The sequence below is a fragment of the Marinovum sp. genome (assembly GCF_048263515.1).
GTDB lineage: Bacteria > Pseudomonadota > Alphaproteobacteria > Rhodobacterales > Rhodobacteraceae > Marinovum.
Genome location: NZ_JBLXEC010000011.1, coordinates 84570 through 97959, shown reverse-complemented (window position 1 = coordinate 97959; position 13390 = coordinate 84570). Strand labels below are relative to the sequence as shown.

Here is a 13390-nt window from a genome sequence, read left to right as displayed (position 1 = left end):
CCTAGTCGGCCAGCGCCCAGTTGCCCTTGGTGACCTCGAAACACCAGCGTCCCGCTTCCGCAAAGCCGGTGTCGGCATCCTCTGCCACCATGCGGCGGATCTCGATCGCCTGATCGTGCATGTCCAGCAGGGCAAATTCGTTGGGCTCACCGCGCAGCCGGGTCGAGAGGCCGGTGCCGCAATGCACCTGCAGGGTGGCAGAGCGGTTCTTGCGCGACACGAAGGGCTCGACCAGCCAGCGGTGCAGGTGGCCGGTGAGAATCACATGCGGGCCGGCCTCGGCCCAGGCTTCGAGCGCCTTGGGCGCGCCCTGCATCAGCTTCTTGGCGATGTCCTCGCCCTGGTGGAACGGGTGGTGTGCCGCGATCAGAACCAGACGTTCTGACGCATGTTTGCGGATCACCCCGGCAATGCGCGCGATCTGGTCGGCGTCGACCTTGCCGCCCTGGCGGTTGTAGCGATGGGTGGTGTCGAGACCGGCCACCACGCAGGCCTCGGTCACCAGCATCGGCTCGGTCTCTTCGGCGATCCACTGGCGGTAGGCCCGGCGCGGCCAGAAGACCCGCGCGAAGAGGTTGAAGAGCGGAATGTCGTGGTTGCCCGGCACCGCCATCCAAGGCGCCGGCAGCCGGTCGACGAAGCTGCGCGCCATGTCGTACTGGCTGGCGCGGGCACGCTGGACGAAATCGCCGGCGATGACGATGTGATCGGGCGCGGCCGCTTCGAGCGCGTCGAGCAAGGGCGGGACAAGCTCCGGGTCGGCGCGGCCGAAGTGCAGGTCGGACAGGAGCGCCAGCCGCATCAGGCCGCCTCCTCGGCGGCCTCGGGCACGCGCACGGTCAGCCCGCCGGGCAGCAGGCGGAAATGATAGGGGCCGGGCATCCGCTCCTTCTCGCCGTCATAGGCGATCAGCCGTTTGGCGCGCTTGGTCTCGATGGTGATCTCCTCGCCGGTGAGCAGCACGTAATCCGTCCCAGACCGCGCGCCGCGAAAGAAGATGCGCAAGGCCCGCCACAGCAGGTGCAGCCGGCCCACGTCGCGGGCGACAAAAAGCGCGAGCTTGCCCTGCTTGATCTCCTCGGCGCCTTCGAGGTCGAATTCGTCCAGTTGGTAGGCGCTGTTGGCGACAAAGGCCATGGGCGAATTCAGTCGGTTTTGCTTGCCGTCGACGGTGATGGTCAGCTTGAGCGACTGGTAGATCGTGGTCATCGCCACGATCACCGACCAATAGGCGGCCAGCCGGCTGCGGCCCCAGCTCTTGTAGATGTTCTCGCGGACGCTGAGCACCGAGGCATAGGCGCCGAGGCTGGCATTGTTGAGAAACACCCGGCCGTTGACGTCGCCGATCGGCACCTTGCGGTCGACGCCGTTGAGCGCGACCTGCAGCGCCTCGACCGGGTCTTCCGGCAGATCGAGGCTGCGGGCGAAGTAGTTGAAGGTGCCCATCGGCAGGATGCCCAGCGAGACGTTGGTGCCGGCAAGCGCCGAGGCCAAGGCGCCGATGGTGCCGTCGCCGCCGGCGGCGATGATCGGGTTGCAGCCCTCGGCCAGCGCCTTGTCGACGGTCTCGCGCAGTTTCGACGGGCTGGGCACCTGGCGCAGCTCGACGTCGGGAAATTTCGCCGCGGCGGCGCGGACCGCGTCGCCCCGATGGTCGCCCCGCCCGGAGGCCGGGTTGAGAATGATGCAAGCGCGCATGGGTGATCGCTGTCCCGTGGTTTGAACCCTCGGAGGGTCAATGCACGAGAACTGCGCGGGTTCCCTCAGTGCGCGCATCGACGGGCCGCGGTGCGGCGATCCGCAACCGGTTCGGCAGCGCTTTATCCCAGCCAAATCCGGAAGGCCTCAGATCGGCGCGCTGACGGCAGCCCAATCGCCGCGCTGTGGAGGCGGCCCGGCAATGCGCGGCGGCCTTCGGCCGCTGTTAACGCGCTAGGTGCTACGGACCCGAAACAACCACCTGCACAACCGCAAGCCGCGCATCGACGGGCCGCGGTGCGGCGACCCTCAACCAGTTCGGCAGCGCTTTATCCCCGCCAGATCTGAAGATGATCTGAGCAACGCGCCCAGCCCAACCAAATCGCCGTGCCGTGGAGGCGGCCCGGCGATGCGCGGCGGCTTGCAGCCGCTGTTAACGCGCCGGGACAAGACCCAATCGGTGTTTCTCAGCCCAAAAGAAAAGGCCAGGCACAGGGCCCGGCCTCTCCGTCTCAACTAACCCAATCCCTAGTTCGGGATCAGATCCGGCACGATGGTCACGATCGCCGGGAAGAACCACAGGATGGCGATCCCCAGCACCTGGATGAGCACGAAGGGCAGCACGCCCTGGTAGATATGCCCCGTGGTCACCTCCTTCGGTGCCACCCCGCGCAGGTAGAACAGCGCGAAACCGAACGGCGGCGTCAGGAAAGACGTCTGCAGGTTCACCGCGATCATGATCGTCACCCACTTCGGATCGAAGGTGCCGCCATAGATCACCGGCCCGACGATCGGGATCACGATGTAGATGATCTCGAGGAAGTCGAGCACGAAGCCCAGCACGAAGAGCACCAGCATCACGATCAGGAAGACCTTGAACTCGTTGTCGAAGCTCTGAAGGAAGGTCTGGATGTAATGCTCACCCCCGAAGGAAATCACCACCAGGTTCAGAAGCTGCGAGCCGATCAGGATGGTGAAGACCATCGAGGTCACCTTGGCCGTCTCTCGCACCACCGGGGTCAGCACCCCGCCGGCAAAGAGCACCCAGAGCGCATAGAACAGCCCCAGGATGGCAAAGAGATAGGCCGCCTGCGCCACCAGATAGGCGATGTAGCTCTCGAAGGCCACGTCGGCCAGGCCGATCCGCAGGTCGAAGTTGACCCCGACCAGGATCATGATCACCACGGCGAACGTGGTCCAGATGATCATCTTGCCCGACCGGTTTTCATCGGCCAGCTTGCGATAGGCCGCCAGCATGATCGCCCCGCCGGCGCCGAGCGCGGCCGCCGGTGTCGGGTTGGTGATGCCGCCGAGGATCGAGCCCAGAACCGCGATGATCAGCACCAGCGGCGGGAAGACCACCCGCAGAAGCTCGTTCTGCGACAGGATGCCCGCCGCGTAGCGCACGCCCCAGAGGGTCAGCGCTAAGGGCACCAGCAGGATCAGGAAGGTGACGCCCGAAGTGGTCAATGGCGAGATGAAGAGCGCATCGAACAGCAGCGCCAGCGCCACGCCCACCGCGCCCACCACCAGCGGCAAAGGCTCGGCCGTGGGCGACACGCCCCGGGCCACCGCCAGCGCCAGCGCCAGCAGCAGGAAGCCCACCGCCACGCCGGTGCCGATCACCGGCGCATTGGCAACCTTGGCACGGCGCAGCTCGTCGCGTTCCTCGTCGCTCAGCGCGCGGGCCTGTTCGACACCGCCGGCGGCGTCGATGTCCTGCTGTTGCGAAACCGCGCGATCCCAGGCCTCTTGCCCGTGCAGGTCGATCATCGCCTCGCGGCACTCGGCACCCACGTTGGTGCGCAGGCTCGCGGTCTCACCGGCGTCGGAATAGGTGTCGACGATGACGTTCTGCGAACCGATCACGCCCACCTGACCCAGAGCGATCATGCCGACGATCAACAGCGCCGGCACACCCAGGAACCAGGTCAGCGCCTCGCCACGGGTCACCGGCTCGGAGTTGGCGTCGCCAAGCTCCACCGCCGGCGCCTTGGACGGATTGACCAGCGCGTAGCCAAAGGCATAGAGCCCGTAGAGCGCCGCCAGCAGGATGCCGGGCAGCAGCGCCGCCTGGAACAAGGTGCCGACCGAGACAACCGCGGGCTCGCCGAGGAAGGTCAGCGCATCTCTACAGCCCGCCAGGGTGGCGCGCTCTTCCTGGGCGGCGGAATAGAGGTCCCCCGCCAGCGTACCCAGAAGGACGATCACGATCGATGGCGGGATGATCTGCCCCAGCGTGCCCGACGCGGCAATGACGCCGGTGGCCAGCTGTGGCGAATAGCCTGCCCTCAGCATTGTCGGTAGCGACAACAGCCCCATGGTCACCACCGTCGCGCCGACGATGCCGGTCGAGGCGGCGAGGAAGGCCCCCACCACGACCACCGAAACCGCCAGACCGCCCGGCAGCGGGCCGAAGACCCGCGCCATGGTGGTCAGAAGGTCATTGGCGATCCGCGACCGTTCCAGAGTGATGCCCATCAGGACGAACATCGCCACCGCCAGCAGCGTCTCGATCGACTGGCCGGCGAGCACGCGCTCGTTCATCCGGTTGACGACGAAGGAGATGTTGCGGTCCAGCGCCACTTCCCAGCCATTCGGGAAGACCGGTTCGCTGTAACGTGGCAGCTCGGGATAGCGGAAGGTCGATATCGAATCCGGCCGCACCCCCTGCGCGACAAGATCGGCATACATCGCCGACCCGGTATCGATGGCCTGGTGCAGCAGCAGCCCGGCGCTGTCGAGCGCGGCAATGATGCCGAATGAAATGATGCCGGCGCCGCCGATGGCAAACGCCACCGGAAAGCCGGAAAGAATGCCCCCGAAGAGGCACAGGAAGACGATGATCAGGCCGATTTCGACGCCATCAAGTCCGAATAGCATGTGCCCTGCCCCTTAGTGATGTTCTTCGATCGCGTGAACGAGCTCGGCTTCTTCGCTGCCAAGAACGTCCCGGTCGAGGTATTTGTGCTCGCTCTCCGGCCCTTCGCGCCACTCCAGGTAAGAGCGGTAGAAGAACGCCCACCCATGGATGAAGACCAGCCCGGCATAGGCCACGAGCAGGATCTTGAAGAGGAAGTAGGCGTCGAAGCCGTTGGGCGAAAAGCCGATGGTCTCGACGTTCCAGCGCAGCGCCCGCGCCTTGGTGACCAGCCGGTCCAGCGTGTCAGAGGCCGAGGGCTTGGGCACCACCAGGTGGCGCCACAGGAAGAACCAGCCGTACATCCAGGTCAGCACCGCCGCCGGCAGCATGAAGATCATGCAGCCGATCATGTCGACAATGCGCTTGGCCCGGAAGGAGATCGCGGAATAGACCAGGTCAACCCGCACGTGCCCGCCCTGAACGAACGTGTAGGTGACGCAGAGCGCCACGATCATCGCGTTGTAAAGCTTGAGTTCTTCGGCCCACCAGCTGATGTCGCGGGTCAGCACCGAGCCGAAGCCGAGCGCGATCTCCGGCGTGGCGAAGATGCGCTGGTTGAAGACGATCAGGATCTGCTGGATCACCATCAGCAGCCCGGCCCAGGCAAAGAAGCGGCCGATGCCGTTGGCAAAGCCCTCGAGCCCGATCACCACGCCCCAGAGGAACTTGCGGCTCCAGAGCCCGACGAGGAAGATCACCAGGAAGAAGGTGAACGCCACGAAAAACAGCTCGATCGACCCACCGTAATAGATGAAGCGCATCAGCGCTTCCTTGTCCTCGGTCTCTTCCAGACCTCCGGTCCAGCCCATCCACTGGTTCCAGTTGATCAATGCAGTGGCGAGGTTGTAAAACGCCAGAACGAGGTTCTGCAGCGCCCAAACAAGACCGTCCAGCATCTTGTCCCCTTTCGATATCCCCACGTCCGGTCGGACCTTCAGGTCCGTTCCGTCGGTACAGCAAGGCCCCCGGCACGGGTGCCGGGGACCTCATTCAGTCAGAATTCAAGGCGATCAGCCCAGAACGCGGTCACGCTGCTGGCGATAGGCGTCGTCGGAGACCGAGGTCCATTTCGACGACTTCTTGAGCGACGCGTTGAAGCTTTCGCGGATGCGGGCATAAAGCTCGTCACCCATGTGCTCGTCGAGCGCTTCCTGCGAACCCTTGCCGAAGGCTTCCCAGACGTCGTCGGGGAAGGTCATCAGCTTGGTGCCGCCGGACTGCAGACGCTCGAGCGCGGCCGCGTTGTTGGCGTAGCTCTGTGCCAGCGACCAGTGGTGGGTCGCCTGCGCCGCGATCTCGACGATCTTCTGGTCGGCTGCATCCAGCTCGTTGAAGACGTCGCGGTTGAAGGCACACGACAGCGCCGAGCCCGGCTCGTGGAAACCGGCGGTGTAGTAGAACTGGCAGACTTCCTGCAGACCGAGGCGTTCGTCGGCGAAGGGACCGATCCACTCGGCACCGTCGATCGAGCCGGAGGACAGCGCCTGGTAGATCTCGCCACCCGGCACGTTCTGCACCGAGGCACCGGTCAGGCCCAGCGCGCGGCCGCCGAGGCCGGGCATGCGGAACTTGAGGCCCTGCAGGTCTTCTGCCGAGTTGATTTCCTTGTTGAACCAGCCACCCGGCTGCAGGCCGGTGTTGCCGGCGAGGAAGGATTTCAGGCCGAAGATTTCGCCCAGCTCGTCATGCAGCTCCTTGCCGCCGTCGTGCAGGTACCAGTTCATCAGTTCCTGGCCGGTGCCACCGAAGGGCACGGCGGTGTAGAAGTAGTAGCCCGGGTGCTGGCCGCCGAAGTAGTAGTCGGCCGAGTGATAGAGGTCGGCCTGGCCGGCGGTCACGGCGTCGAACACCTCGAAGGCGCCCACGAGGGTGCCGGCGGGGTTCTTCTGGATGGTGATGTTTTCCGACATCGCGTTGACGGCGTCGGTGAAATACTGTGCCGCATCGTCGAAGATGGCAAAGCCTTCGGGCACCGAGGTGACCAGGCGCAGGGTTCGCTTGCCCTGGGCATAGGCCGGAGCAGCCAGAGTGGTGGCTGCGGCCGCGGTGCCGCCGAGTGCAGAATTCTTCAGGAATGAACGACGATCCATTATATACCTCCCATGGTTTTTTTGGTGCCACGCTCCCGGCTGTCGGCTTGCGCCGGCGGGACCATGACGGATCGTTGGTAACGAGGCGGAGGTTAGCGGGTGACGTGCCGCGTGGAAATACCCACATTTCCCGGATTCACCATTTTTTCGACTTGCATCCGAAGGGGTTTGGAGGCAACCGCTTGCTCCCTGCCCCTTTGCCGCAGGGGCAGGCAAGTGCCTGTGAATCAAACATATTTGCCTTGTTAAGCGTCCGGTAGCGCTCACAGGATGCGCGCCGCCCCTCTCCGGCCCGCAGCACCCCCTGACGCAGGGGCAGCGACCCCCGCCCGGGGCGGTTCTCGCCGCCGAAATGGCTCCTGCCGCACCGCCGTGCAAATGTCGGACCGGCGGGATCATCTTTGCATTCCTGTCGCCAAACTGGCCCCGCCAGCAACTTTTGCAAAGAAAACCGGCCAAACAGCGGTTGACCCTCCCGCTGGCCTCACCTAGTGTCGCGCACACGCACAAGGAAGGTCGCAGAATGACACGTCTAGTCGTCGTAGTAGTGAAGTGGCGCATGGGCCGGTAACGGACACCCTGATGGTACCCCATGCGCCCCCGAAGTTTTCGGGGGTTTTTTTGTGCGCAGAAGAAAGAATGATGACGTCATGAACGGAGCAACAAGATGACACGTCAGATGACCGGAGCAAAGATGGTGGTTCAATGCCTCAAGGACCAAGGCGTTGACACGGTATTCGGCTATCCGGGCGGTGCGGTGCTACCGATTTATGACGAGGTCTTTCAGCAGAACGAGATTCGCCACATCCTCGTGCGGCACGAACAGGCCGCGGTGCATGCCGCCGAGGGCTATGCCCGCTCGACCGGCAAGCCCGGCGTCGTTCTGGTGACCTCTGGCCCCGGTGCCACCAACGCGGTGACCGGCCTGACCGATGCGCTGATGGATTCGATCCCGATCGTCGTGCTGACCGGCCAGGTGCCGACCTTCATGATCGGCTCGGATGCCTTTCAGGAGGCCGATACCGTCGGCATCACCCGGCCCTGCACCAAGATGAACTGGCTGGTGAAGGACACCAAGGACCTGTCCTCGGTGATCCACGAAGGCTTTCACGTGGCGACCCAGGGCCGCCCCGGCCCGGTGCTGATCGACATTCCAAAGGACGTGCAGTTCGCCTCTGCCGCCTATACCCCGCCGGCCAAGGCCGACCTCGGCCACTACCAGCCGCGGGTGAAAGGCGACATGGAGACGATCACCGAACTGGTCGAGGCGATCGAGACCGCCGAACGCCCGGTGTTCTATACCGGCGGCGGCGTGATCAACTCTGGCGCGGCGGCCAGCCAGCTGCTGCGCGAACTGGTCGAGGCCACCGGCTTTCCGATCACCTCGACGCTGATGGGCCTTGGCGCCTATCCGGCCAGCGGCAAGGCCTGGCTGGGCATGCTCGGGATGCATGGTCTCTACGAGGCCAACCTGGCGATGCACGGCTGCGACCTGATGATCAACGTGGGCGCACGCTTCGACGACCGGATCACCGGCCGGCTCGATGCCTTCAGCCCGCACAGCCGCAAGGCGCATATCGACATCGATCCCAGCTCGATCAACAAGGTGATCCGCGTCGACATGCCGATCATCGGCGACGTCGGCCACGTGCTGGAGGATGTGCTCAAGGTCTGGAAGGCGCGCGGCCGCAAGGTCAACCGCGAGGGCCTGCAGAAGTGGTGGGCGCAGATCGAGGATTGGCGCCGCGTCAATTGCCTGAGCTACAAGAACGACGGCGCCGGCATCAAGCCGCAGTACGCTCTCGAGCGTCTGGAAGCGCTGACCAAGGGGCATGACCGCTACATCTGCACCGAGGTCGGCCAGCACCAGATGTGGGCGGCGCAATACCTGGGCTTCGAGGACCCGCACCGCTGGATGACCTCCGGGGGCCTGGGCACCATGGGCTATGGCTTCCCGGCGTCGATCGGCGTTCAGGTCGCCCACCCCGAGGCGCTGGTGATCAACGTCGCGGGCGAGGCGTCCTGGCTGATGAACATGCAGGAAATGGGCACGGCGATGCAGTTCGACCTGCCGGTCAAGCAGTTCATCCTCAACAACGAACGCCTGGGCATGGTGCGCCAGTGGCAGGAGCTGCTGCACGGCCAGCGCTATTCGCACTCCTGGTCCGAGGCGCTGCCCGATTTCGTCAAGCTCGCCGAGGCCTTCGGCGCCAAGGGCTTCCTCGTCAAGGATGCCGAAGAGCTGGATGACGCGATCATGGAGATGATCGCCTATGACGGCCCGGTGATCTTCGACTGCCTGGTCGAGAAGCACGAGAATTGCTTCCCGATGATCCCGTCGGGCGAGCCGCACAACAAGATGCTGCTGGGCGCGGCCTCGACCAAGGATGCCATTGGCGCCAAGGGCGCGGTGATGGTCTGACGACGCGCTGTTCGGGGGCTCTGCCCCCGGACCCCCGGCGGTATTTGAAAAGAGAAGAAGAGATCATGTCTGCGCTAAAGATCAAGAAGGGCTCGTCGAAGCACTCTGCCTACAACCTGCGGCCGAATTTCTCGGACGTTCAGGAGCGTCATACCCTGGCGCTCATCGTCGACAACGAACCCGGCGTCCTCGCGCGGGTGATCGGGCTGTTTTCCGGCCGGGGCTACAACATCGAAAGCCTGACCGTGGCCGAGGTCGACCACACCGGGCACCTGTCGCGGATCACCGTTGTCACCACCGGCACGCCGCAGGTGATCGAACAGATCAAGGCGCAGCTCGGCCGCATCGTGCCGGTGCACGAGGTGCATGACCTGACGGTCGAGGGCCCCTCGGTCGAGCGCGAGCTGGCGCTGGTCAAGGTCGCCGGCAAGGGCGACGACCGGGTCGAGGCGCTGCGGCTGGCGGATGTGTTCCGTGCCCATGTGGTGGATTCGACGCTCGAGAGCTTTGTCTTCCAGATCACCGGCGCGCCGGACAAGATCGACGCCTTCGCCGACCTGATGCGGCCGCTGGGCCTGGTCGAGGTGGCGCGTACCGGCGTCGCGGCAATCAGTCGCGGTCCGCACTGACGCCAAAGGGCGCCTGACCGCCGGGCGCCCCACCCTCCGATGACAGACGCAAAAACGCCGCCGCGGCCCTCTGGCCTGCGGCGGCGTTTTCAGGCAGGCCGCACCCCCACGCGCGGCCGACCCCGGTTTCAGGCCGTGACGTGAGTGGTGGCGAGCGGGGCGGCCCAGCCCCGGGCCCTCGGGAAAGGCACGACATTGTCAGGCTTGCTGGCCAGCGCGCCCGAGTTGGCGCAGGAGCCCAGCCGGGCCACCAGTTCGGGCGCATGGTCCTGCACCAGCAGCGTCGGGTTGGTCACCCGGCGGAACTGACGCTCTTCGCGCAATTCGAATTCGATCAGGTCGCCGGCGTCCAGGGCCACGCCGGTCAGCGCGGTTTCCTTTGGCTCGACGTAGAAGGCCAGATTGCCCTGATCCTCGCACCAGACCACCGCTTTCTGGTCGTCCGGATTGGCCCAAAGCACCACCCCACACATGCGTCCAAGTGACATCGCGTTCACCTTTTTTGCGTCTCGTTTACGTATCGTTGGGGACAAATGTGGCACAATTTTCGCCCTTGCGAATGTGCTGAGAGGGTCAGCCGCTCTTGTAATTTGTGCCAGCTTGGGTCAGGTTTGTAGCTAATCCGCGTCTGCTGACGCGAACCAGCATCATTTCATGGTCCAACCGTCCGGATTCGTGAGTTTTTCCCGTGATGTGCGCCTGATCCGACCTGACCCCATGCTGCGAGATGCAAAACTTGTCGAACCCTGCCACAACCCTGCCCCGTCCGTCTGCCTCACCCGCCGAATTGCGGGCCATGTTCGGGGCAAATCTCAAGCATCTGTGCCGCGAGGCGCCGTCGATTTCCGGCTTGTGCCGCGATCTTGGCATCAATCGCACCCAGTTCAACCGTTACCTGAGCGGCGAGAGCTTTCCTCGCCCCGACGTGTTGCATCGCATCTGCACCTTCTTTGACGTTGATGCGCGCATATTGCTCGAGCCGGTGGACCAAATAGCGACAACCTCTGGCTTTGTGATGCAGCACCCGGAACTGGCAGGGTTTCTCGGGCCGCATCTCACCGAAATCAGCCAGGATCTGCTGCCTGACGGCTTCTACCGCTTCATCCGCCGGTCGTTCATGGATCAGCAGAAATTCGTCGAGGCGCTGGTCTATGTCTATCGACTGGGAGATTTCTGTTTCGTGCGCGGCCACGAGGCGCGCGAGGCGATGTCGCGCGTCGGCCTGCCCGAGAGCCCCCGGGGCCGCGAATTCGGCGGTTTCTTCTTCCGTCAGGATCGCGGCGTGGCGGCCATCGTGGCGCGGCGCGGCGCCACCAGCGGCTCGTTCACCTATCTGCACCGGGTGCCCTCGCTCGAGAACAACACCTGGACCGGCTTTACCACCCGCATCACCCACGAGAGCGAGAACAGCCACCGCATGACCCGCATCGTCTGGGAGCACCTGGGCCGCGGCATGGCGGGCGCGCTGCGCGTCGGGCGCGCGGCGGGCTTTCGCACCTACAGCCAGCTGACCGAGAGCGACCAGGCGCTGCTGCGCCCTGACAAGCCCTTTGCCTGACTGATTTTTCGCCTGACCCTCCCCTTGCCTGACAGCGCCTAGCTGTCCGCGCCGTCGGGCAACAGCACCTGGCTGACCGGCACGAAGGCCACGCGGCTGGCGCGATCCTGCAGACCCCAGATCAACAGCGCCGAGATCGTCTCGGGGCGCAGCCGGCCGAGCATGATCACCGCGCCCTCCTGCCCCGCCTTGAAGGCGGCCTGGTCGAGGAACCGGCGGATCACCGTTGCGCTCTGGCCCTTGCTGTCGAAATCGCGAAACAGCGTCGCCGCCGGCACACCGGCGCGGGACGCCAGCGCCTGGCCGGTGTTGAGCCCCTGCGGATAGAGCACGAGGCCATGGCCGCTCTCGGCGAGGATGCCCGCCACCTGTTCGGCGATCTCGCGGTTGGCCTGAAGCCCGCCGGCGCTGCCTTCGAGCACGGCAACCGCCTCTGGCACCGCCGCCAGCGCCGAGCTCAGCGTGACCTCGGCATCCTGCGCCCGCGCGCCTTCGGGCAGATCGGCCAGGGCCATCACCTCGAAACCGGCGGCCCGGTAGCTGCGCATAGCCTCGGCCGCGCCGGACCAGGCGGTGTCGACGGCAAAGGTGATCGGATAGGGGAAGGCCTCGAGCGCTTCGAGGCCCAGCGGCGTGCTGCCGTCGTCGATCAGCACGATCGACATCAACGGCTTGTCCTCTTCGACCTCGGCTCGCGCGGCATAGGCCTCGATCGGGCGCAGCACGGCGGCCTTGGGGTCGGGCTCTTCAGCGAGGGTCGGCAGGCGGTTGGTGGTGACCGCAGTCGCCCGGTCGGTCAGGGTTCCTGCCGGGGTGCCGATGCTGGGCCGGCCGGTCTGGTCGGCGTCGCGGGCGATCAGCGAAGAGACCTGCGGGCGGGCCGGTTCCTCTGAGGCCACTTCCGGCGCTGGCTCGACCGGGGTTTCGGGCACGCGGGGCGCCTCGGTCACGACCACGGGGGCGGGTTCCGGCGCAGGTTCAGATTCGGGCTCCGGGGCCGGCTCGGGGTCAGGTTCGGGCGCAGGCTCGGGCTCGGGCGCGACGGCGGGTTCCGGGGCGGGCTCGGGTTCAGACGCAGGTTCAGGCGCGGGGCGCGCCTCGTCGACCATGGCCACCACCGGCGGCTCTTCCGGCACCACCACCGGGCTCGGCGGGGTCTGTTCGCCGGTCGGGGCCTCTGGCGCATTGGCGGTCTGCGGCGCCTCCGGCGCGGTGACCGACGCCAGCGGCGTCTCGGGCTGATCGCCAGCCTCGGGCGTCAAACCGGCAATGCCCTCTGCCGCCTCCGGCGCCGCGGCTGGCGCGCCCGGGGTCACCTGGCTGTCGGCGGGAGCGGCCTCGGTGCGCGCCGGATCGCCTTCGGCCGTCACCGGCGCCTCGGCCTCTGGCGCCATGGGCGCCTCGGCGACCTCGGCCTCGACCGGACCCAACTGCGGCGCGGCTTCCTCGACCGCCGGTGACGACGGCTGCGCCGGGTTGTTCGAAATCGACAATTCGTCGGCCTCGGGCCGCTCGGGCTGTGCCCCGGGCTGGCCCGGCATCACCGGCGCATCGCTGCCGGCCGCCACCTGGCCCGCACCGTCGCTGTCCGGCACCGGGCCGAGATCCGGCACCGCGCCGGTTTCCGGCCGCCCGGTCGAGCGAGTGTCGGCCACTTCGCCGGCCTCTTCGGCGCCGGAGTCGGGCTCTGGTATGCCCGGCGAGGGCGCCTGCGGCGAGGCACCATCCCCCAGACCGGCCCGCGGCAGGGCATCCGGCTCGGCGGCCGGTGGCGGCGTGCCGGCGGTGGGCTCGACCGCCGCGGCGACATCCGGGCGCGGCGAGACCACCGGCCCCATCAGGACCGAGACCGTCCCCGCCCCGAGACCCGCCACAACGAGACCCGCGAGTGCCCCCGTCACGAAATTATGTGCCATGCCTGCCTTCTCCTCGAACCTCACCGCGCCTCTTTTTCACCGGGCACGGGCAACCGCAACCCCCGGCGCCTCTTGACGCTGGCGGCCAAGCCTGAACATGTATACCCCGATCCTTATACTGCGGTGAAGGCCCCCCTTCCCAGCCCCTAACGGC

The 13390-nt window shown here is 66.1% G+C and carries 10 protein-coding genes; 3 read left to right on the top strand and 7 right to left on the bottom strand.

The genetic code is table 11. The features are described from left to right. Position 1 precedes the first annotated feature (1 nt). The 5 genes from ACN0SE_RS12035 to ACN0SE_RS12015 form a co-directional block, all read right to left on the bottom strand. A complete protein-coding gene (locus ACN0SE_RS12035; protein ID WP_417524770.1) occupies positions 2-802 on the bottom strand; it encodes a metallophosphoesterase family protein in 801 nt (266 codons plus the stop codon). Next, complete coding sequence (locus ACN0SE_RS12030) at positions 802-1698, bottom strand: diacylglycerol/lipid kinase family protein (protein ID WP_417524769.1); 897 nt, start codon at positions 1696-1698, stop codon at positions 802-804. Before ACN0SE_RS12030 ends, ACN0SE_RS12035 begins: the two co-directional genes overlap by 1 nt. A 528-nt stretch (positions 1699-2226) precedes the next feature. Then, the gene (locus ACN0SE_RS12025) at positions 2227-4581 is read right to left on the bottom strand and encodes a TRAP transporter large permease (protein WP_417524768.1); all 2355 of its coding nucleotides are present in this window, start codon (positions 4579-4581) and stop codon (positions 2227-2229) included. Positions 4582-4593: 12 nt separating this feature from the next. Next, the gene (locus tag ACN0SE_RS12020; protein ID WP_417524767.1) at positions 4594-5517 is read right to left on the bottom strand and encodes a TRAP transporter small permease subunit; all 924 of its coding nucleotides are present in this window, start codon (positions 5515-5517) and stop codon (positions 4594-4596) included. Between the two features lie 114 nt (positions 5518-5631). After that, on the bottom strand, positions 5632-6711 hold the full coding sequence (locus ACN0SE_RS12015; RefSeq protein ID WP_417524766.1) for a TRAP transporter substrate-binding protein: 1080 nt from the start codon (positions 6709-6711) through the stop codon (positions 5632-5634). A 667-nt stretch (positions 6712-7378) separates the two neighbouring features. Here ACN0SE_RS12015 and ACN0SE_RS12010 point away from each other — a divergent pair. Continuing rightward, positions 7379-9133: an acetolactate synthase 3 large subunit gene (locus ACN0SE_RS12010; protein WP_417524765.1), complete on the top strand. Its 1755-nt coding sequence runs from the start codon at positions 7379-7381 to the stop codon at positions 9131-9133. A 65-nt stretch (positions 9134-9198) separates the two neighbouring features. Next, positions 9199-9762: an acetolactate synthase small subunit gene (gene ilvN, locus ACN0SE_RS12005; RefSeq protein WP_417524764.1), complete on the top strand. Its 564-nt coding sequence runs from the start codon at positions 9199-9201 to the stop codon at positions 9760-9762. A gap of 128 nt (positions 9763-9890) precedes the next feature. Here the strand turns inward: ilvN and ACN0SE_RS12000 are convergent, their stop codons facing one another. Continuing rightward, positions 9891-10250 (bottom strand): hypothetical protein, encoded by a 360-nt coding sequence (locus tag ACN0SE_RS12000; RefSeq protein WP_417524763.1) that lies wholly within the window; start codon positions 10248-10250, stop codon positions 9891-9893. Positions 10251-10558: 308 nt separating this feature from the next. On the opposite strand from ACN0SE_RS12000, the gene ACN0SE_RS11995 reads away from it, so the two are divergent. Next, on the top strand, positions 10559-11320 hold the full coding sequence (locus ACN0SE_RS11995; protein WP_417524762.1) for a helix-turn-helix domain-containing protein: 762 nt from the start codon (positions 10559-10561) through the stop codon (positions 11318-11320). A 38-nt stretch (positions 11321-11358) separates the two neighbouring features. On the opposite strand, the gene ACN0SE_RS11990 is transcribed toward ACN0SE_RS11995, so the two are convergent. Next, positions 11359-13236 (bottom strand): divergent polysaccharide deacetylase family protein, encoded by a 1878-nt coding sequence (locus ACN0SE_RS11990; RefSeq protein ID WP_417524761.1) that lies wholly within the window; start codon positions 13234-13236, stop codon positions 11359-11361. Positions 13237-13390: the final 154 nt, after the last annotated feature.